Source organism: Pseudochrobactrum asaccharolyticum (genome assembly GCF_003314995.1).
In the GTDB taxonomy this organism is placed as follows: domain Bacteria; phylum Pseudomonadota; class Alphaproteobacteria; order Rhizobiales; family Rhizobiaceae; genus Pseudochrobactrum; species Pseudochrobactrum asaccharolyticum.
In genome coordinates, this window is the sequence record NZ_QNRH01000003.1 from 348,787 (window position 1) to 369,137 (window position 20,351).

21 protein-coding genes are annotated in these 20,351 nt (G+C 49.7%); 17 read left to right on the forward strand and 4 right to left on the reverse strand.

Annotated features, from left to right (window positions below; all coding sequences use genetic code 11):
* Positions 1–64: 64 nt before the first annotated feature.
* The 13 genes from DFR47_RS09960 (at position 65) to DFR47_RS10020 (ending at position 10,595) form a co-directional block, all read left to right on the forward strand.
* The gene (locus DFR47_RS09960) at positions 65–784 is read left to right on the forward strand and encodes an ABC transporter permease (protein WP_245416526.1); all 720 of its coding nucleotides are present in this window, start codon (positions 65–67) and stop codon (positions 782–784) included.
* Positions 781–1,476 carry an ABC transporter permease gene (locus tag DFR47_RS09965; protein WP_113944259.1) on the forward strand — a complete coding sequence of 232 codons (696 nt, stop codon included), beginning with the start codon at positions 781–783 and terminating at the stop codon, positions 1,474–1,476. Before DFR47_RS09960 ends, DFR47_RS09965 begins: the two co-directional genes overlap by 4 nt.
* Position 1,477: 1 nt before the next feature.
* A complete protein-coding gene (locus DFR47_RS09970) occupies positions 1,478–2,224 on the forward strand; it encodes an amino acid ABC transporter ATP-binding protein (RefSeq protein ID WP_113944260.1) in 747 nt (248 codons plus the stop codon).
* Between the two features lie 7 nt (positions 2,225–2,231).
* On the forward strand, positions 2,232–3,011 hold the full coding sequence (locus DFR47_RS09975; RefSeq protein WP_113944261.1) for an inositol monophosphatase family protein: 780 nt from the start codon (positions 2,232–2,234) through the stop codon (positions 3,009–3,011).
* A 35-nt stretch (positions 3,012–3,046) separates the two neighbouring features.
* A complete protein-coding gene (locus DFR47_RS09980; RefSeq protein WP_113944262.1) occupies positions 3,047–3,835 on the forward strand; it encodes an inositol monophosphatase family protein in 789 nt (262 codons plus the stop codon).
* Between the two features lie 137 nt (positions 3,836–3,972).
* Positions 3,973–4,782 carry an AraC family transcriptional regulator gene (locus tag DFR47_RS09985; RefSeq protein ID WP_113944263.1) on the forward strand — a complete coding sequence of 270 codons (810 nt, stop codon included), beginning with the start codon at positions 3,973–3,975 and terminating at the stop codon, positions 4,780–4,782.
* Positions 4,783–4,858: 76 nt separating this feature from the next.
* Positions 4,859–5,530 carry a B3/B4 domain-containing protein gene (locus DFR47_RS09990; protein ID WP_113944508.1) on the forward strand — a complete coding sequence of 224 codons (672 nt, stop codon included), beginning with the start codon at positions 4,859–4,861 and terminating at the stop codon, positions 5,528–5,530.
* On the forward strand, positions 5,527–6,141 hold the full coding sequence (locus DFR47_RS09995) for a LysE family translocator (RefSeq protein WP_113944264.1): 615 nt from the start codon (positions 5,527–5,529) through the stop codon (positions 6,139–6,141). Before DFR47_RS09990 ends, DFR47_RS09995 begins: the two co-directional genes overlap by 4 nt.
* A gap of 255 nt (positions 6,142–6,396) precedes the next feature.
* Positions 6,397–7,179 (forward strand): amino acid ABC transporter ATP-binding protein, encoded by a 783-nt coding sequence (locus DFR47_RS10000; RefSeq protein WP_374788381.1) that lies wholly within the window; start codon positions 6,397–6,399, stop codon positions 7,177–7,179.
* Positions 7,176–7,820, forward strand: a complete 645-nt coding sequence (locus DFR47_RS10005) for an amino acid ABC transporter permease (RefSeq protein WP_113944266.1) — start codon at positions 7,176–7,178, stop codon at positions 7,818–7,820. Before DFR47_RS10000 ends, DFR47_RS10005 begins: the two co-directional genes overlap by 4 nt.
* Positions 7,820–8,482 (forward strand): amino acid ABC transporter permease, encoded by a 663-nt coding sequence (locus tag DFR47_RS10010; protein WP_113944267.1) that lies wholly within the window; start codon positions 7,820–7,822, stop codon positions 8,480–8,482. The genes DFR47_RS10005 and DFR47_RS10010 overlap by 1 nt, the downstream gene beginning before the upstream one ends.
* A 26-nt stretch (positions 8,483–8,508) precedes the next feature.
* A complete protein-coding gene (locus tag DFR47_RS10015) occupies positions 8,509–9,342 on the forward strand; it encodes a substrate-binding periplasmic protein (protein ID WP_113944268.1) in 834 nt (277 codons plus the stop codon).
* Positions 9,343–9,464: 122 nt separating this feature from the next.
* Complete coding sequence (locus DFR47_RS10020; RefSeq protein ID WP_113944269.1) at positions 9,465–10,595, forward strand: aldo/keto reductase; 1,131 nt, start codon at positions 9,465–9,467, stop codon at positions 10,593–10,595.
* Positions 10,596–10,632: 37 nt separating this feature from the next.
* Here the strand turns inward: DFR47_RS10020 and DFR47_RS10025 are convergent, their stop codons facing one another.
* A complete protein-coding gene (locus DFR47_RS10025) occupies positions 10,633–11,613 on the reverse strand; it encodes a LysR substrate-binding domain-containing protein (protein WP_113944270.1) in 981 nt (326 codons plus the stop codon).
* Between the two features lie 140 nt (positions 11,614–11,753).
* Here DFR47_RS10025 and DFR47_RS10030 point away from each other — a divergent pair, with 140 nt between their 5' ends.
* On the forward strand, positions 11,754–14,195 hold the full coding sequence (locus tag DFR47_RS10030; RefSeq protein WP_113944271.1) for a GcvT family protein: 2,442 nt from the start codon (positions 11,754–11,756) through the stop codon (positions 14,193–14,195).
* Positions 14,196–14,267: 72 nt separating this feature from the next.
* Here the strand turns inward: DFR47_RS10030 and DFR47_RS10035 are convergent, their stop codons facing one another.
* From DFR47_RS10035 to DFR47_RS10045, 3 genes are all read right to left on the reverse strand, one after another.
* Positions 14,268–14,555 (reverse strand): PTS sugar transporter subunit IIB, encoded by a 288-nt coding sequence (locus DFR47_RS10035; RefSeq protein ID WP_113944272.1) that lies wholly within the window; start codon positions 14,553–14,555, stop codon positions 14,268–14,270.
* Between the two features lie 23 nt (positions 14,556–14,578).
* Positions 14,579–15,040, reverse strand: a complete 462-nt coding sequence (locus DFR47_RS10040) for a PTS sugar transporter subunit IIA (RefSeq protein WP_113944273.1) — start codon at positions 15,038–15,040, stop codon at positions 14,579–14,581.
* An 83-nt stretch (positions 15,041–15,123) separates the two neighbouring features.
* Positions 15,124–16,533 (reverse strand): PTS galactitol transporter subunit IIC, encoded by a 1,410-nt coding sequence (locus DFR47_RS10045; protein WP_113944274.1) that lies wholly within the window; start codon positions 16,531–16,533, stop codon positions 15,124–15,126.
* Between the two features lie 370 nt (positions 16,534–16,903).
* Here DFR47_RS10045 and DFR47_RS10050 point away from each other — a divergent pair, with 370 nt between their 5' ends.
* The 3 genes from DFR47_RS10050 (at position 16,904) to DFR47_RS10060 (ending at position 20,349) form a co-directional block, all read left to right on the forward strand.
* Positions 16,904–18,223, forward strand: coding sequence for an NAD(P)H-dependent oxidoreductase (locus DFR47_RS10050; RefSeq protein WP_113944275.1), 1,320 nt, complete (start codon positions 16,904–16,906; stop codon positions 18,221–18,223).
* Between the two features lie 84 nt (positions 18,224–18,307).
* Entirely contained in the window at positions 18,308–19,345 is a 1,038-nt protein-coding gene (locus DFR47_RS10055; RefSeq protein WP_113944276.1) for a thiamine pyrophosphate-dependent dehydrogenase E1 component subunit alpha, read from the forward strand.
* Between the two features lie 5 nt (positions 19,346–19,350).
* Positions 19,351–20,349, forward strand: coding sequence for an alpha-ketoacid dehydrogenase subunit beta (locus tag DFR47_RS10060; protein ID WP_113944277.1), 999 nt, complete (start codon positions 19,351–19,353; stop codon positions 20,347–20,349).
* The last annotated feature ends 2 nt before the right edge of the window (positions 20,350–20,351 follow it).

Sequence of the window (20,351 nt, forward strand, 5' to 3'; positions counted from 1 at the left end):
AGATTTGCAAAAATTGAGACGCAAGTTTCAGTATTAGTTCAGCAAATTTATTTTTTATTACAATGTGCCTTCGGTGGAAAGGATTGTAATGACTGTACTTTCAGGATGGTGGGATGATTTCTTTTTCGGAACATTAGTTGTTTTGAAATTATTCGTAGTTGCCCTGATTTTATCTGTTATTTTTGGATTAATTGGTTCGACAGCTAAACTATCGCGAAATCGCACGCTTCGTTTCTTTGCTAATGCTTATACAGTTATTTTTCGCGGAACGCCGGAACTGATTGTTTTGCTGATCTTTTATTACGGAACAGCAATTTCGCTGACTTGGTTTATACAGCTTTTTAATCCGCAAATTAAGTTTGTTGATCTGCCGCCGTTTTGGGCTGGCGCAACAGCAATCGGCTTTATTGTCGGTGCTTATATGACTGAAACTTTTCGTGGTGCATTTCTTGGTGTGCCCGAGGGGCAGGTCGAAGCAGCACATGCTCTGGGTCTTTCAAAAGCGCAGACTTTTTTCTATGTGCGTGTTCCGCAAATGTGGCGTCTGGCTTTGCCAAATTTTGGCAACCATTTGCTATCAATTATGAAAGATACAGCCCTCATTTCGGTTATCGGGCTTGAAGAAATTGTCTTCGTCGGTGCGATGGCAACAGCCGTCACGCATCAGCCGTTCCTAATGTATATGGTGGTGGCGCTGATCTATCTGGCAATCACGACTTTTATCACTGTCTCGGTTGCCGGTCTGGAACAATACGCCAATCGTCATATGAGGAGAGCAGTATGAGCTTTGATTTGAGCCTCGTTGCGTCGAGTTTACCCCTTATTGCCAGCGGCATCTGGATTACGCTTAAACTATTAGTTCTTTCCTCTGTTATGGGAATGATCCTTGCAGTTGGTATATTATTGCTGCGGATTAGCGGGCGTTGGTACCTCGCGTGGCCGGCAATGGCTTATATCTACTTCCTGCGCGGAACACCTATCCTGGTACAAATCTTCATTATCTACTACGGCCTGCCGCAGTTTGAATTCGTGCGTAACAGTATCTTTTGGCCTTTGTTGCGCGAACCGTTTGGCTGTTGTTTTTTGGCCTTGTCGCTCAATTCCTCGGCGTATGTGTCCGAGATTTTGCGCGGTGGTGTGCTTGGTGTTGACCGAGGTGTTAATGAGGCTGCTAAAGCTCTCTGTCTTTCAACACGCCAGCGTTTTGTCCATGTTGTAGCACCAATTGCCATCCGTATTTCATTACCTGCTTATGGAAATGAATTTATTTCTATGATGAAGGCAACGGCACTGGCCAGCACTGTGACACTTATGGACATTACCGGTGTCGCCCGCACAATTGTTGCTAAAACATTTGCTCCCTATGAGGTCTTCATAGCGGCCGCGCTTATTTATCTGATTATGGCATGGGTTTTTCAGACCGGGTTTGGAAAACTTGAACAGGCAACTGGCCGTTATTTAAAAAAGGAAAGCTGATATGGTAGCTTCTCATGAGACTATTGTTCTTGAAGACGTATGCAAGCATTACGGAGCTTTTCAGGCACTAAAAAACATCAATCTTGTGGTTAATAAAGGTGAGCGTCTGGTTGTTTGTGGGCCGTCCGGTTCCGGGAAGTCGACAATGATCCGCTGTATTAACAGGCTGGAGGAGCACAATAGCGGACGTATCACGGTAAATGGTCATGAGCTGACAAATGATAATAATAAGATTGATGCAGTACGTCGTGAAGTGGGCATGGTTTTCCAGAATTTTAATCTGTTTCCACATCTCACCATTGTGAAAAACCTGATGCTTGCACAGCGTCTTGTTCGTAAAAAGAGTAAACCTGAGGCTCATGCAACAGCGATGAAATATCTGGAACGAGTAAAAATTCCAGATCAGGCCAATAAATATCCGATACAGCTTTCAGGGGGACAGCAGCAGCGCGTTGCGATTGCCCGGGCTTTATGTATGAACCCCGAAGTTATGTTGTTTGATGAGCCAACCTCTGCCCTTGATCCGGAAATGATTTCAGAAGTGCTGGATGTGATGATTGATCTGGCACGCGAAGGCATGACGATGATTTGTGTGACGCATGAAATGGGCTTTGCACGATCAGTCGCGGATAAAATCGTTTTCATGGATGCCGGCCAAATTGTTGAAACTGCAACGCCGCAAGCATTCTTTGACAATCCTCAGAGCGAACGCGCCAAAACATTCCTGAGCCAGATTTTGCATAAATAGGTGATTTATGGATAAAAATTTAGCGGACGAATTTCTGGATTTTTCAGAAGTACTTGCTGATACAAGCCGAACAATTTTGCTCAATGCAATCCGGTATTCGCACGAAATAGATATTAAAGCCGATGCAAGTTTTGTCACAGCGACTGACCGGGCTATTGAAATGCGGTTGCGTGAAATGATTGAGGCTAAGTATCCCCATCATGGTATTCTGGGCGAGGAATTCGGCGCAATCAGCTTGGATAAGGAATTTGTCTGGGTGATCGATCCTATTGATGGAACAGCACCGTTTATTGCCGGAATACCCGTCTATGGGACTCTGATCAGCGTTGCCAGAAATGGTAAGCCATGGACAGGGATTATGGATTTCCCTGCAACCAGTGAGCGTCTGACGGGCATTGCCGGCATGTGTGCACATCATAACGACCGGGCTATTCGTTGTCGTCCGCTTGTTGAACTGGAAAACGCTTTTGTGACCAGTTCTAACCCCGGTTTTATGTCTGAAGTCGAACTGAAGTCATTGGCTAAACTTAATCAAGCCGCACGGTACACCCAATATGGCGGCAGCTGCTATGCATATGGTTGCCTGGCTCGTGGTCAGACAGATATTGCTGTTGATGCCGGATTTAATACTTATGACGTTTTTGCCCCGATTGCGATTATTGAGGGTGCAGGAGGAGTTGTGAGTGACTGGGATGGTCAGTCGATCACGCTTGATTGGGAGGGGCAGATCATTGCCGCAGGGGATTCCGCAATACATGCGCAGGCAATCGAGTTGTTTAATAACTAGTTAGTCGCTTTTGCAATTAAATTGGGTAAAATTTCATGCAGTGTCTAGATGAGTATGTATCTTTTGCCGAACATTTGGCTGATTTAGTACGACCTGTTTTGATTGAAGCTTATGAGACAGGCTTTGATTACGAGAAAAAGGGTGATGGTAGTCCGGTTACGGAGATCGATAAGCGTATTGAAGCAATCTTGCGTAAAGAAATTCTTGTGCATTATCCCGAACACGGAATTCTGGGAGAGGAGTTCGGGTCACAAGGATTGGACAAGGATTTTATATGGGTAATTGACCCAATAGATGGTACCCGTTCCTTTACTGCCGGATTACCCACTTTTGGGTCACTTATTGCGTTATGTTATCTGGAAAAACCTGTTTTGGGTATCATCGAAGCACCTATAGCACGGTTGCGAGCTGTCGGAGTTACTGGTCGTCCAACATTATGCAATGGTAAACCGGTGAGGGTTCGCGATTGTTTGATGCTTGAGCAGGCGGTGTTATCTGATTGGACTAATAATGCGCAAAAACCGGATGAGCCGGGTGCCGAGCGGTTGAAGAATGCCGTTAACTGGTCCGTCCGTGACGGTGGTTGTATAGGCTATATTTCATTGGCGCGTGGTTTTATTGACCTGTGTATTGATGGCAATCTCGATGCTTACGATTTTTGTGCTCTGGTTCCGGTCATTGAAGGTGCTGGCGGAGTTATAACAGACTGGAATGGCCTACCATTAAAATTGAGCTCAGGACCACTCGTCGTGGCCGCGGGCTCAGTTGTCTGTCATGAGCAAGCAATGCAGTTACTTCAGAAAAATCTGACAAGTGAGATCTGAAATGAGCACTTTCATTTAGCTTCAGCGCAGACAGACTACTCCGTGAGTAACTGGAAAACCCCGATACCGATCGTTGATGCTGCGGATCTTACAACACATTTATGGTTCATGAAGATACCTCAGAGTAGTATTGCCAGATGAGCAAAGGACGATTCCAAATTATTCGTTGCGACATGACGGATGTGGAAGCCGTGATAGCGGATTCAACACATAAATTCGGCCGTCATACTCATGATCAATTCGGTATTGGTGTAATCATTCGTGGCGCTCAAAAATCATTGAGCGGACGAGGTATTGTCGAAGCTGAGGCCGGAGATGTGATTACTGTCAATCCCGGGGAAGTACATGATGGCTCACCTGTCGGCGATGTCGGCCGCGCATGGAAAATGCTGTATTTTGATCCGGCAGCACTTGCTGAGCCGATACACATTTTGAGTGACGGTAAAATTACGATGGCAGAGCTCACGCACCCTGCTCTGACTGATCGGGCAGCCGCAGCGGGTTTCCGGTTGTTGTTTCGTGCTGTTACCGATAAGAATGGGGGCAATAGTGAAATTGAAGCTGCTGAAAAACTGCTCATCCTGCTGGAACGCCTCATCCGTCAACATTCCGGCGAGCGTGAGCTTAATGTTCCCAGTGCAATTAAACAAGCGCGTAGCCGCATTGATGACGATCCTGTTTCGCAACTCTCACTGAACGAGTTAGCGGCAATCGGAGGGGTTAGCCAGTTCCAGCTTATACGTGGATTTTCACGACTTACGGGTCTCACCCCTCACGCTTATTTAGTCCAGCGCAGATTACTTCGGGCGCGCAGAATGATCGCATCCGGAGAAACACTTACGAACACCGCTCATGCATCAGGGTTTGCTGATCAGAGTCACATGACCCGGCTTTTTGTAAGCGCTTACGGTATGTCTCCGGGACAGTACGCCACGGCGATGCGTTGAACTGCAATTTCCTTCAAGACTACATGAAATGAAACTGGTCAGATGATTGTTTAATCAACGAGACCAGAACATGTCCATTCAGTTTTATTATGCCGTTGGGATACACCAGCGTTTCCCGCAACTACAGGCCCGTGCTTTGTTTGCAGAGGGTATAAATGCAAACGCAGTACCGTCCACTATAATTAACGGTCTGATGGCTGTCGCCAACCATCGGCTTTCCGTCTTCGGTGAAAGCGAATTCCCTGAAATTCAGGCATGGCGGCGCGCTTTTTCCACAATGGGACTTAAACCAACGCAATATCGTTGTGCTTCAGAAGCGTTATTACGGCGCTATCGTAAGGAGGGTTCACTTCCAAAACTCCACCCGCTGATTGACTTGTGTAACAGCCTGTCGCTTGCCTATGCAATACCGGTCGCAGTGTTCGATCTTGACAGAATTGAAGGTAACCTGTGTGTTTGCTTTGCTCATGGCGATGAGGCATATGAGAGCTTTAGCGGTGAAATTGAAAATCCTGAACAAGGTGAAGTGATTTTTGCGGATGATGCAAGGCGTGCTCATGCACGACGCTGGACCAATCGTCAGAGTGGTTGGTCTGCGGTTCAAAAGCAAACCGAACGCGTTTTGATCGTTGCGGAAGCTTTGCATGACGATGCGGGTGATGATGTCGCTGCTCTAATGTTTTCACTGGTTGAGGCGCTGCGGTTGACTTGGCCTGAAGTTAAACTCAGGAAGGGTAGTGTAGCATGACGCCGGAATTTTATTTCACATCTTTAGTTATTATAGCAACGCCCGGAACGGGCGCGATATATACGGTTGCGGCAGGTCTTTCCGGTGGTATGCGTGCCAGTTTCGTTGCTGCTTTCGGATGCACAATGGGTATAATCCCGCATATGATTGCAGCAATAAGCGGTTTGGCCGCACTTCTTTATACGAGCGTGATGGTTTTTCAGCTGATTAAATATCTTGGTGTAATCTATTTGCTTTATATGGCATGGGTTCTGTTCCATGGACATGGAAGGCTAAGCCTCAGCGGGCAAGAAACAGATCAGAAGAACAAAGGACAAGTGATCCGTTCAGCCATTCTGATTAATGTACTGAATCCAAAACTTTCGATCTTCTTTTTTGCCTTTCTTCCGCAATTTATTTCAGCTGGAAACGGGCCTGCTTTCGGTCAGATGCTGGAGTTAAGCTTGATCTTTATGCTGCTTACTTTCATGGTCTTTTCAGCTTATGGCGTTTTTGCAGCTTCCGTTCGGCAATATGTTCTTTCCAGTGTTGCTGTGCAGAGCCGGATGCAACGCGGATTTGCAATAGCATTCGCGGGTCTGGCCGTTCAACTTGCATTTACACGTCAATAAAATCGGGTCTGTAAGCGAATACGTGCCATGCTGATTTCAAGCGGTGAGGTCATTACTTCAGGTTATCGGGTGCCGGACTTTTTTTGCATTGGTAATCTATCGGTTCGGCACTATCGTGTCATAACATGGGAACACGACCGGAAGAATAAAGCTCAATAAGAACGCTGTCTCCGGTGCAATTTATCTATCAATTCCATACATTGTGACGATTGTTGTGGAAGAGGGGGAGAGCCGTTGAGTGCAGTTCAGCCGGTTATGGCATCAGGAATGGCAAACGCTTCTGCCGCTACAGAAAAACTCATACGCCTTGAAAAACTAAGCAAACATTTCGGTTCTCACAAGGTCCTTGAAGATATTGATCTTGAGGTCGAGCAGGGGGAAGTGCTTGCGATTATCGGGCCGAGCGGATCAGGTAAAAGCACATTACTTCGCTGTATCAACTATCTGGAAAAACCGGACGGCGGATTGCTGACTGTCGGTAAACTTCAGCTCGATGCAACAAAGCCGCCACAGCGCGCGCAGCTGAAAGAACTGCGCAGTGGTGTAGGTATGGTGTTTCAGTCCTTTAATCTGTTTCCGCATTTAAGTGTGTTGCGCAATGTCAGCCTGCCGCAAGAGCGTGTGCTGAAATGCAGCCGTAAACAAGCCGAAGAGCGGGCCATGCAATTGCTTGACCGTGTTGGTCTTGCGGATAAGGCCCATCAATATCCAGGCCGGTGCTCCGGCGGGCAACAGCAGCGTATCGCAATTGCGCGCTCCTTGGCACTCAATCCGCAGGTAATGCTGTTTGATGAGCCGACTTCCGCGCTTGATCCTGAACTGGGGCTGGAAGTACTGGCCGTTATGCGTGAGCTTGCCGAAAGCGGCATGACAATGCTGGTCGTTACTCATGAAATGGGCTTTGCCGAAAATGTTTCCGATACAGTTATGATTATGGCTGACGGAAAAATTATCGAGAAAGGCCCGTCAAAAGATATTATGCGCAATCCGCAGGAAGAGCGCACCAAACGGTTTTTGCGGGCGGTGCATGACCGATGACAGTTGACAATGTTTTGCTTATTCTCAGCGGTCTGCCATGGACGGTTGTTCTGACATTCGGTGCCTTTGCAATCGGTTGTTTGCTGGGTGTGCCATTGGTTGCAGCCAGAAAATCCACCTTTGCACCTTTCCGCTGGACTGCCGCAGTTTTCATTCAGATCGTGCGGGCGCTGCCGCCAATATTGTGGCTGTTTATTATCTTTTTCGGCGTGGGCATGAGCTTAATGCCGATTAATCCGCTCCTTGCAGCCCTGATCGGTCTTGGTGTGATCGCCGGTGCCAATATGGCTGAGATTTATCGCGGAGCGCTTGCATCTTTGCACCATGGTCAATGGGAAGCGACAACGGCGCTTAATTTCAGCAGACGCCATACATTGATTGATGTGGTGATACCGCAGGCCTTTCGTGTCGCTCTGCCGTCTTCCGCGAGCTATCTGATTGGCTTGATGAAGGAAACGGCTGTGGCATCGACAATCGGGGTTACCGATCTTGCATTTCGCGGTAATCAGTTGTCGCAGCTGACTTTCAAGGGGATTGAGGTCTTTGCTTTGGTTGGCTTGTTTTATATTTTTATGAGCCTGCCGATTGCGTGGTTGTCCCGTTCTGCTGATCGTTATTTACGAGCGAAGGTGGCACGCTGATGTTTCCGACACTTGAAGAATTTCACGAATGGATGCCGGCTCTGCTCGGCGGATTGAAAATCAGCCTGCAAGTAGCAACATGCAGTTTGATTATTGGCGTGCCGCTCGGGCTTTTACTGGCACTTGGTGTTGAAGCCAAAACACGCGCATGGCGTATCCTGAGCCTGTTTCTGGTCGAAGTAGGGCGCGGCGCTCCGGCACTTGTTCTGCTGCAATTTATGTATTTCGGCTTGCCTTCGACCGGATTGACCATGAGTTCGTTCGGTGCTGCTGTCGTGGCTTTGGCGTGGAATACCGGCGCTTATACCAGTGAGATTATTCGTGCCAGTTTGCATGCCATCCCCGCCGGACAGAAAGAAGCTGCCGAGGCAATGGGGTTCAGTGCTTTGGATGAATTGCGCTTTGTCCTGTTGCCGCAAGCATTGCGTGTCGCACTTCCGGCACTCTTGGCATTTGCCATTCTTATTTTTCAGGGAACTTCGCTTTGTTTCACGATTGCTCTGCCTGAACTGGTTAGCAATGCTTATGAGATCGGGTCGAATACATTCCGCTATATGCCTGCGCTTCTGCTCGCAGGACTGCTGTATGCCAGTATTTGTGTACCGGCAGCGTGGATTGTTTCCTATGTGGAAAGACGTTCATCCGCTTATACCATCCGATAAAGTAAAGACAAAAAAGGGGAATAAAGATGATCAACGCAATTTGGAAAAAGACACTTACGGGAGCCGCTGCGGCGCTGCTGCTGGCATCTGTTGCACAGGCGCAGGACTGTAAGCCAAAACATGAGTTTAAAACAATAACACCCGGGGTTCTGACAATTGCGGTTACCAATTATGCGCCGCATTCTTTTATCGATGAGAGTGGTGCGATGCGTGGTCTGGATGGCGACATCGCCACAGAATTTGCAAAGCGCGAATGTCTGACAGTCAAGCCGATTGCTGTCGATCCGGCGGCGGCTATTCAGTATGTTTTATCCGGTCAGGCCGACATTACAACAGGGGACTGGTATCGTACGGCGGAGCGCGCCAAAGTGATGAACCTGTCTTATCCGCTCTATAAAGATCAGATGGGTCTTTACTCGAAAGACGGGGTAAAAACTGTTGAAGATCTGGTCGGCAAGAAGGTCGGCACCGTTCAGGGCTATCTCTGGGTCACGGATGCCAAGAAAATGCTGGGCGCAGATCTGCGACTATATCCGAATTCGGTAAATATGCATCAGGATCTTCAGTCGGGGCGTATTGATATCGGGATCGACGGCTATTCAAATGGCGCATATGCCGCGAAAAACGGCTCTCTTAAAGATGTGAAAATTGAAATTGCACAGCCGGATGATCGTATTCGTGCCACCAAAGAGGCTGCACAGGCAAGTCTTCCTTACGCCAAAAGCGCAACTGATTTTGGTACGGCACTGGATGCCAATATTCAGGATATGCATAAAGACGGGACGATTGCAGCAATCCTGAAATCCTATGGTCTTGATGAAAAAGCAGGCGACACCGGCGAGCCGATGCTGATCGAATAGACGCGTTTACAGAGGCGGAGCAGCAGTTGAATTCTTTTTGCTTACTGCAACAAGGATAGCCATTGTTGCTCCGTTTCTTTCAATGAAGAATGACAGACAGTCCGTTTCATAAGGTGCTTATCATGACGCTCGACAGTTACTACTTGCTTGGCCGGTCGGGGTTACGCGTCAGTCGCCTTGCATTGGGCACAATGACCTTTGGCAATGCCGGTATTCGGGGCATTGGTGGCTCTTGGGGAACGGATGAAAATAATGCCCGTGCTATTTTTCATCACTATATCGATAAGGGTGGTAACTTTATCGATACGGCCAATTCCTATGGAGCGGGTTTAAGCGAAAGTCTGATCGGTCAGTATATTGAAGATGCCGGACTGCGTGATCATGTTGTGCTTACAACAAAATATTCCAATAACCTGCAGCCTGGAAATCCGAATTCCGGTGGCAATGGCCGGAAGAATATGATGCAGGCAGTGGATGCCTCATTAAAGCGGCTGAAAACCGACTATATCGATCTCTATATGCTGCATACTTGGGATGGCATGACGCCGGTTGAAGAGGTTGTGCGGACCTTTGATGATTTAATCCGTGCCGGTAAAATCCGTTATTATGGCCTGTCTGATGTACCCGCATGGTATGCTGCCCGTGCAATGACATGGGCTGAAGCGCATGCGCTTGCACAACCGATTAATCTGCAACTGCCTTACTCTCTGGTAGAGCGCAATATTGAGCAGGAATTTGTGCCGCTGGGGCAGACCTTAGGGATGGGCATTACCGCATGGAGCCCGCTGGCTATGGGGCTGCTTTCCGGAAAATACCGGTCTGGCGGACAAGGACGCCTGAACAATGATGATGCGAATGGCTTGGGATTGTTTACAGAGCGCAATATGCGCATCGTGGCAGCACTCGCAGATGTTTCCGACACGATGGGAAAATCTATGGCGCAGGTTGCGCTGAACTGGGTCGCGACCCAACCCGGTATTGCCGCTGCAATTATTGGCGCCAGTAAAATAACACAGCTTGATGATAATCTGTCAGCGCTTGATTTTACAATTCCGCCGGAACTGCGCGCTCTGCTGGATGATGCCAGTGCCGTGCAGCCTGCTTATCCTTATTCGCTGTTTTCGCCAGAATATCAGGCCGGTATCTTAAATACGGGTGTGTCCGTAGGTGATAAACCGACGGGATATTGCCGGACAAAATTTGTGCCAAAAATTGAGAACTATGCATTTGGCAAAGCTGATGAGACAAGCTGAGACGTAAGCTTTTAATCACGCACAGATAGCGCCTCACTCATTCAAAATCGTTCGTCCACCCGAGCGGTGATGCCGCAATATCATGCACAGTTTCAGCAGAACTGAGATCAGCATCTGCTCCCTGCATTAACAGCCAGTCACGGAAAATTTCGGCACCACGTTTCGGTGGCCGTTGAGCTGGCATAACCAGATGCACCGTATCACCGGAGCGATGGCAGACATCAATCGCAGGCACAAGTCTGCCCGCAGTAATATGATCATGCACAAGATGTTTCCAGCCAAGCGCGATGCCTTGCCCGTGAACGGCTGCCTTGATCGAGCTGAGAGCGTCCGTGAACACAAAATCCTGCTCGATCTGCGGAGCCATGACCCCATTATGTTCGAGCCATTCACGCCAGCCTAGACGGGAGCGATGACGCTCTTCAAAATGCAGCAATGTATGTTGCAGCAAATCCTGTGGCGTCAGCGGTAATTTGTGTTCTTTAAGATAAGCAGGGCTGCAAACCGGCCAGACTTCTTCGGTTACAAAATGCCAGGCGTTGATGCCGGGCCATTTGCCTTTACCCAATCGTGCCGAGATATCGATATCTTCCTCAAGCATATCTTGGTTATCACGGCTGCTTTCTTCAATACGCAATGCCACATCAGGATGGAGCTGCTTGAATCCTTTGAGGCGGGGCAGCAACCAGAGCTGCACAAAGGACGTCGAAAACGAAACGCGGATAATATCCCGTGAGTGTTTCTTACGCATGGATGAGATCACCATATGCAGGTGATCAAAGGTTTCCTGCGTTTCTTTATAGAGCCGCTCACCCTCTGCGGTCAGCTCCAGACGACTGCGCTCTCTGCGAAACAGTTTCAGCCCAGTTGCTTCTTCCAGCAGCTTGATGGTCTTGCTGACTGCCGGTTGGCTGACATTCAGTTCCTCAGCGGCAGCCGTAAAATTCAGCCGGCGTGCAGCGGCTTCAAAGACGAACAGATAATTGGCCGATGGGATGAGCGAACGGAGTCTGTGCATAATCTGAAGTTATACCTTTCGCAATATTTTATCAAGCTCACAGATGGAGGAAGCTTCTGTAATGTAACACTTAAAAGGGCTCAGAATAGTGCCGTACGGCCTGTTCTGAAGCTTAAACAATATTTTGAAGGGAACCTGAAATGCAAACTCATGCACGTGCGGTCGTTATTGGTGGCGGTTGTGTCGGCGCGTCCATTCTTTATGGTTTGGCAAAGCGCGGCTGGTCAGATGTTGTGTTGCTGGAGCGTACACAATTAACAGCCGGATCAACATGGCATGCCGCAGGTCTGATCCCTTCTTATGCGCGCAGCATCAATATCGGCCGGATGATCGCGAAATCCATCGAAATCTATGAAGGACTTGAAGCCGAGACCGGTCAGCATGTCGGCTGGCATAAATGCGGCCAGCTGCGTATCGCCAATACGCGCGACCGTATGGATGAATATAAAAGCTATATGAGTGTGGCTGAAGTACAGGGTATTCGCTCGGAACTGGTTTCTCCGGCACGTGCCCGTGAAATCTGGCCGCTGCTGGAAAATAACCATGATATGCTGGGCGCACTTTATCATCCGGATGATGGTCATATTGCACCCGCTGACGTGACGATGGCACTTGCCAAAGGTGCGCGCGATCACGGTGCAAAGATCCATCTGAATACTGAAGTGCGCAGCATTGAGCGTCTGCCGAATGGCGAATGGAAAATCTCAACCAATCAGGGCGACATTGTTTGTGAGCATGTCATTTCCGCTACCGGAAATTATGCGCGTCAGACCGGGGCAATGCTGGGGCTGGATATACCGGCTATTCCGATTATCCATCAATACTGGATTACAGATGCTGTGCCGGAAATCATGGAGCGTAAACGTCAGGGGTTGCCGGAGATGCCGATCCTTCGTGATGAAGGATTTGAAGGTTATCTGCGTGAAGAAGGCGACGGTCTGATGTTCGGCCCTTATGAGAAAACCGAGCACTTACAATTATTTGCCGAAAATGGTGTTCCTGAATGGTTTGGTGCTGATCTTCTGGAGGAAGACTTCGATTCCGTTTCATGGAACTGGGAACGGGCGATTGATATGGTGCCGTCACTGGGGCGTGTTGGTATCAAAGCGAATGTGCGCGGCCCGTTTCAGATGACTGCAGATGAGCTGCCTTTGGTAGGCCCTGCATGGGGATTAAACAATGTCTGGCTGGCCGAGGGCGTGCCGGGCGGCATCCTGTGGGGTGGGGCAATCGGCTATTACCTGTCCGAGCGTATCGTCGAGGGTGGCAACAGTCTGGATACGAGCGAGCTCGACCCGCGCCGTTTTGGTGATTATGCTAATAAAAACTGGACACGGGAAAAAGTGCGTGAAGCGTGGGGAACACATGCCGAGCAGCATTATCCGGGGCAGGATATGCCTGCGGCACGACCACAGAAAACCGCGCCGTCCTATGATCGTCTGAATGAGCTTGGTGCCGTATGGGGCGTGCTGAACGGCTGGGAAATTCCGAACTGGTATGCACCTGAAGGCGTGGAAGCCAAAGACCAATATAGCTGGCGCTGGACGGAAAAAGGCAAATATGTCGGCGAGGAAGTTGCTGCTGTACGTAATGCTGTCGGTTTGGTGGAAATGACACCAATGACCAAGTTTGAAGTCAGCGGCGCAGGGGCAGAGGCCTGGCTGGATGGTATTCTCGCTAACCGCCTGCCGAAAACCGGTCGTGTCAATCTGACCCATCATTTGACCCCAAAAGGCACTGTTCAGGCGGAATATGTTGTCGCGCGGATGAGCGAAGACAGTTTTTATATGATCTCGACACCGCGTGCCGAGCGCTGGAACTTTGATGATTTGTCCAAGCTTTTGCCTTCGGATGGCAGTGTTACATTACGCAATGTCACGAATGACCGTGGTTGCTTCACGCTTGTGGGGCCAAAAGCGCGCGACGTTCTGCAGTCTCTGACAGAGATTGATCTATCGAACGAGGCTTTCCCGTGGTTTGACATAAAAACCGGCACCGTTGGCCTTGCCAGCGATGTCCGCTTGCTTCGTGTCAATTATGAAGGCGAACTGGGATGGGAGCTCTATCATCCTTTGGCCTATCAGCGGCAGTTACTGGAAGCTTTGCTCACTGCGGGTAAGGAGCATGGTCTGCGGCTGGTTGGTCTCCATGCGCTGGAATCTCTGCGTTTGGATAAGTCCTATCGTGCGATGTATCGGGATATGAATCCGGAGCTCAGTGCATGGGAAAGCGGGCTCGACCGGTTTATCCGTCTGGATAAAGGTGATTTCATCGGGCGTCAGGCTTTGCTGGAAGATAAAGAACGCGGTGTTCAACAGCGTATTGTAACGCTGGCGATTGAAGCGGATGGCTTTAGCGTGTTGAGTAATGAGGGGCTTTACCATCAGGGTAAACTTGTCGGACGCGTCACTTCAGGCAGCTATTCCTACACATTCGGTCACGATATTGCGCTGGGGTTGTTGCCTGTAAAACTGGCGGTGCCGGGGGCTGAATTTGATGTGCCGGTGTTGGGAGAGATGCGTAAAGCACGGGTGATTGAAGAGTCACCTTATGATCCGGAAGCAAAACGCGCACGGCTCTAAAGATGACTGGCCGGGCAGGGAAAACTGTTCTTGCCCGGCAGTCATGTTCAAAACATACAGATAAGTGATAAATTACTTACGCAGCTCTGCTTCAATTTCATCAAGAATTTTATCTTTGCCAATACCAGTGAGAAAGGCCAGACCTTTGATAACCGGTTTGGTAACAGAAGCTGAGATTGGTGTCGTTGACACGATGAAATCAACATTTTCTGCAAGGGAAGGCACCTCAGTAGCTTTCGCCTGCTGAGCGTTAAAAGTTAGTCCGCGCTTTTTCATTTCCTCAGATACAGCCGCATTGACAGCTGTTGAGGTCGCCACACCGGTGCCGCAGGCAAAGAGAATGGTTTTCTGTCTGGCCATAGGATCGTTCCTTATAATATCAATTAACTGAGCAGTTTCTTGAGATCGTCTGATGTTTGTGCCAGTTTCAGACCATCAAGAATTTCCGTTGACTGAATTGCGCTCATAATGGATTGCAGTGTTTCAATCTGCTTGTCCTTATCGTCAATAGCAAGCAGGAAGACTGTGCCGACAGGTACGGTCTCATCCGGATCTTCCATATTGGCAAAATCAACGGGGTTTCGCAGTGTTGCCATGGCAATCGCGGCTTTCAGAACATGTTCCGGATCGGTATGCGGCACAGCTACATTGTCATCACGCTCCAGTGGCAAGCCGGTGGGCATGGATTGCTCGCGTTTTACAACAGCATCGGCATAGCTGTCTTTGACATAACCGAGCTGATGCAGCCGACCGGCCAGAAGGCGGATCACCTCTTCGTTGGTTTTGGCCTCGACACCAAGAAAAACTGCATCTGGTGTCAAGGAATGAAAGAGGCTGTTTGCCATCTTGTGTCTCCGTTCGGCTGCATTCGGGGGTGTCTCATTAACACGTACTGTGCCCCGATTGCTCGGGGCATAGTCTTCTCTGATCAGGCAGATATCTGGTCTGCGGGTTCGTCCGCTGCACCGGCTGCGCGTTCCCAAGCGAGCGTATTGCGGCGATAGAGCCCAAAGAGTGCTGCTACAATCACAGCCAAGACGCCGATACCGGCAACACCAAGCCACTGGATTGCTTCAATAATGACATATGGAATCCACAGGAAGCCATCGACCACCGAAGTAATCTGCAAGGCATTGTCCGGCAGCTTGAAGCCTGAGGATACGGCGGCGCTGGTAAACAGTGGTGCCAGAGCATTCGCTACATAGAAGCCTATGGTCAGAGTGATAGTTCCGACAATAACCATACGGAACACATTGCCTTTCAAAAGCGGAGCTGTAAGCGCCACGATGAAAGGAATAACAGCAAGATCGGCGAACAGGATCACACGGTTGCCCGGCAGGATAACAGAGAGCAGGATCGCAATCGGCACAAGGATCAGTGAGGACGAGATTGCTGCCGGATGCCCGATCAGGATTGCTGAATCGAGACCGACCAGCAACTCGCGATCACCGGTACGCTTGCGCACAAATTCTTGCGCTGCATCGGATACCGGTAGCAGACCTTCCATGAGGATTTTTACCATACGCGGCAGAAGCAGCATTACTGCAGCCAGTGTCATGCCGGTGCCGAGTATTTTTGCCAGAACCGTACCAAAATCACCGGCATTGTAAAAAGCGATGGTACCGAGAACCAGACCGATAATCAGGCCGAGGACAACCGGCTCACCAAAAACACCAAAACGGCGCTCAATGGTTTCAGTACTGATATTGACCTTGTTGATGCCCGGAATACGATCCAGAACCCAATTAACAATAATGGCAATTGGCAGAATTTGTGCTGAAGCAATATGTGGTACGGAAATCCCCGGCACATCATAGAATTGCTGAACAGCACGGGCTGACCAGTCGGCAAACAGCAGTGACAATGCGGCGACCAATGCAGCAATAGCGATGCCATAGGCCAGATTGTCAGTAGCAGCCACGACAAGTGAACCAATAAATGCAAAGTGCCAGAAATTCCACACGTCTACGTTCAGGGTACGGGTCCAGCGCATCAGCAGCAGCGCAATATTAACAAGAATACCTACCGGAATAACCCAAAGTCCGACAGAAGAACCAAATGCAATGGCAGCGGCAGAAGGCCAGCCGACATCCACAATATCCCGCTTAATACCTGTATTGGTAACGATTGCCTGTGCTACCTCGCCGATTGAGGTGAACATCAATCCCAGCACCAGATTGATACCGATAAAAGCCACGCCGATGGTAACAGCAGCACGAAAAGCTTTGCCGACCTTCGCGCCGAGGATAACGGCGATAATAAAGATTACGATTGGCAGCAGGACTGTGGGCCCCAATGTGTCGATCGCAGATTTTAGTCCATTAAGAAATTCATTCATATCTCCATGCCTCCCGGGATATGTAAGAGAATTAGTATGCCGTGAACTAACATTTGTCTTTTTATTTATACTAAAGTTTATCTGTGATATTTATGCTCAAGTCAATCGGGGCTCTTCACTCGTCTAATGGAGAGAGCAAAAATTCATGTTTCACGCGCTTTTCCTGCTGATACTAGCTCTGAAAAGGGTGTTTTGAGCGCCTGCTTTTTACGTTGCAGGGTATCCTGTGCATTTCTTGTGCGACGGTTTTGCAAATCAGGAATATGAACATAGGTATTGACTTAAATACAAATGTTACTTAATCGATAAGGCAAGCTGATAAAATCAGAAAGAGCGGCTGAATAAGCATAAGCGCTCACAGGAGGATTTCATGACGACAAATGTTGCTCTGACAGGGCTTGCCCGCGATATGAAAGCGCGTGCGGATACCGGCCGGCCAATCCGCATTGGTTTGATCGGTTCCGGCGAAATGGGCACTGATATTGTGACCCGTGTCGCGCATATGCCAGGCATTGAAATCGGCGCAATTTCCGAACTGCGCGTGCCGAATGCGCTTAAGGCCGTAGACATTGCCTATCAGGAAAGCGGCCATGGCCGTGAAGCGAATACTGCATCCGAACTGACTGCTGCTATGGAAGCGCATAAGGTTGCGGTGACAGATAATGCCGATCTGATCCTTGAAAATGACCTGATTGATGTTGTGATCGATGCGACCGGCGTTCCCGCTGTTGGTGCGGAAATCGGCCTGCGCGCGATGGAGCACGGCAAACATCTCGTGATGATGAATGTTGAAGCAGATGTCACCATCGGTGCCTACCTGAAAAGTGAAGCGGAGCGCCTTGGCGTTACCTATTCCCTCGGCGCCGGTGACGAGCCTTCATCTTGCATGGAATTGATTGAATTCGTTTCCGCTATGGGACATCCGATTGTTGCTGCCGGTAAAGGCAAGAACAATCCGCTCAATATTGATGCGGTGCCGGATGCCTATATGGAAGAAGCAATTCGCCGTAACATGAACGTGCGTATGCTGGTGGAATTTGTTGACGGTTCCAAAACCATGGTGGAAATGGCAGCCATTGCCAATGCCACCGGGCTGGTTCCTGATAAGGCCGGCATGCACGGTCCGGCAGCAACACTGGACCAGCTTTCCTCCACCCTTATTCCTGAGAAAGACGGTGGTGTGCTGTCTAAGGTTGGTGTGGTCGATTATACTATCGGCAAAGGTGTTGCGCCTGGTGTGTTCGTGGTTGCTGACATGTCCCATCCGCGTATTTCTGAGCGTATGGAAGACCTTAAAATGGGCAAAGGTCCTTACTTTACCTTCCATCGTCCGTATCACCTGACGTCACTGGAAGTGCCACTGACTTGCGCACGCGTTGTCCTCTACGGCAAACCGGATATGGTGCCGTTGGATAAGCCTGTTGCTGAAGTCGCTGCCGTAGCCAAAAAAGACATGGCAATTGGTGAAAGCCTCGATGCGATCGGTGAATATTGCTACCGCGCATGGATTATGACAGCCGGTGAAGCGCGCGCTGCCAAAGCCATTCCGTGTGGCCTGCTGCAGGGCGGTACAGTAATTGCCCCGATTAAAAAGGGTGAGTTGATCACATATGCCAATGCGGCTGTGGCTCCGAATTCCAAAATTGCCGAATTGCGCGCCCGTCAGGATAAGCTCGTCTACGGCGCCTGATACATCTGAATTTCGATAATACGGCGATTGCAACTTCCGGAACCTGTCCGAAAGTCTGCAAGGTGCCTTGAGGAGTAAACTTTGATGGCTCAGGTCAAAAAAGCTCAGACGGAAGACGGAGTGAAGGGCGAATTACGCAATCTGCCTTTTGCTTTCCGTGAATATTCACCGGAAAAGCTCAAAGAAGCCCTGCATAAAATGTATCTCATCCGCCGTTTTGAAGAGGGCGCAGAAGAAAGTTATATGCGCGGGCTGATCCACGGCACGATGCATTTGTCGATCGGGCAGGAAGCCAGCGCGATGGGGGTTTGTCTGCCGCTGGAAGACAATGACATGATCGGCTCGACCCATCGCGGCCATGGCCATTGTATTGCCAAAGGCGCTGATATCGGCCGCATGTTTGCCGAGTTTTTCGGCAAGGAAACCGGCTATTGTAAAGGCCGTGGCGGCTCCATGCATATTGCTGACGTATCCAAGGGTAATCTCGGTGCCAATGGTATTGTCGGTGGAGGCATTCCGATTGCTGTTGGTGCTGCGCTTTCTGCCAAGAAGCAGAAAAACGGTAAAGTCGTAATTTCCTTCTTTGGTGACGGTGCAAACAATGAAGGCGCCTTCCACGAAGCACTGAATATGGCCTCTGTCTGGAAATTGCCGGTGGTGTTTGTTTGTGAAAACAACGGTTATGGCATGTCGACATCGACCAAACGCTCGACGGCAGTTGAAAATATTGCCGACCGCGCTGTCGCTTATAATATGCCGGGCGTAATCGTTGACGGGAACAATCTTTCCGATGTTGCCGAAGCCACCCATGAGGCGGTTGAACGTGCCCGTCGCGGTGAGGGGCCGACGCTGATTGAGAATAAGACATATCGTCTGCGCGGTCATTCCAAGAGTGATCGCAATCGTTACCGCACCAAGGAAGAGATCGAGGACTGGGCGACCAATCGTGATCCGATCGCCCGTTTCGAGGCCGATCTGAAGGAATACGGCTTCATCAATGATGCCGAGATTGAAACAATCCGCACCACTGTCGAAAAAGAGATCGCAGACGCAATCGAGTTCGCCAAGAACAGCCCAGCGCCTGACCTTCATAATCTGACACGCGACGTATACACGGACTGATAAATATGAGCACGACAACCCGTGAGTTGAGCTATTCACAGGCTATTCAGGAAGCCATGGCCATTGCTATGGAACGCGATGACCGCGTGTTTCTGATGGGTGAAGATATCGGTGTGTATGGCGGTGCCTTTCAGGTTACCGGTGATCTGGTACACCGTTTCGGTGAAGATCGCGTTATGGATACGCCGATCTCCGAACTTGGCGGAGCCGGTGTGGCCGTCGGTGCGGCGCTGACCGGTATGCGCCCGATTTTTGAGTTTCAGTTCTCCGATTTTGCCGCGCTGGCGCTGGAGCAGATCGTCAATCAGGCCGCAAAAATCCGCTACATGCTGGGCGGTGCGGTTTCTGTACCTCTGGTGATGCGTTTTCCTGCGGGTTCGGGCACTGGTGCCGCAGCGCAGCACAGCCAGAGTATTGAGGCATGGCTTGGCCATGTGCCGGGTTTGAAAGTCGTTCAGCCTGCAACGCCTTATGACATGAAAGGCATGTTGCTGGCCGCCGTTGAAGACCCTGATCCGGTGATGATTTTCGAGCACAAGCTGCTTTACAAGATGAAGGGCGAAGTGCCAGAAGGTTATTACACGGTTCCGCTCAACAAGGCGAAAGTGGTGCGTGAAGGCACAGACCTTACTATCGTCGCCTCGGCGATCATGGTGCATAAGGCACTGGATGCAGCGACAGAACTTGCCAAAGAAGGCATCAATGTTGAAGTGATTGATCTGCGCTCGGTGCGCCCGATTGACCGTGAAACCATCATTGCAAGTGTCAAAAAAACATCAAAGCTGATGTGCGTTTACGAAGCGGTGAAAACGCTGGGTATTGGTGCGGAAATCAGTGCTCTTGTCGCTGAAAGCGATGCATTCGATTATCTGGATGCGCCGATTGTGCGTCTGGGCGGGGCGGAAACGCCGATCCCGTATAATCCGGATCTGGAACGTGCAACGGTGCCACAGGTACCAGATATCCTGAAAAGTGCGCGTGAACTTGTGAAGGGAGCTCGCTAGTC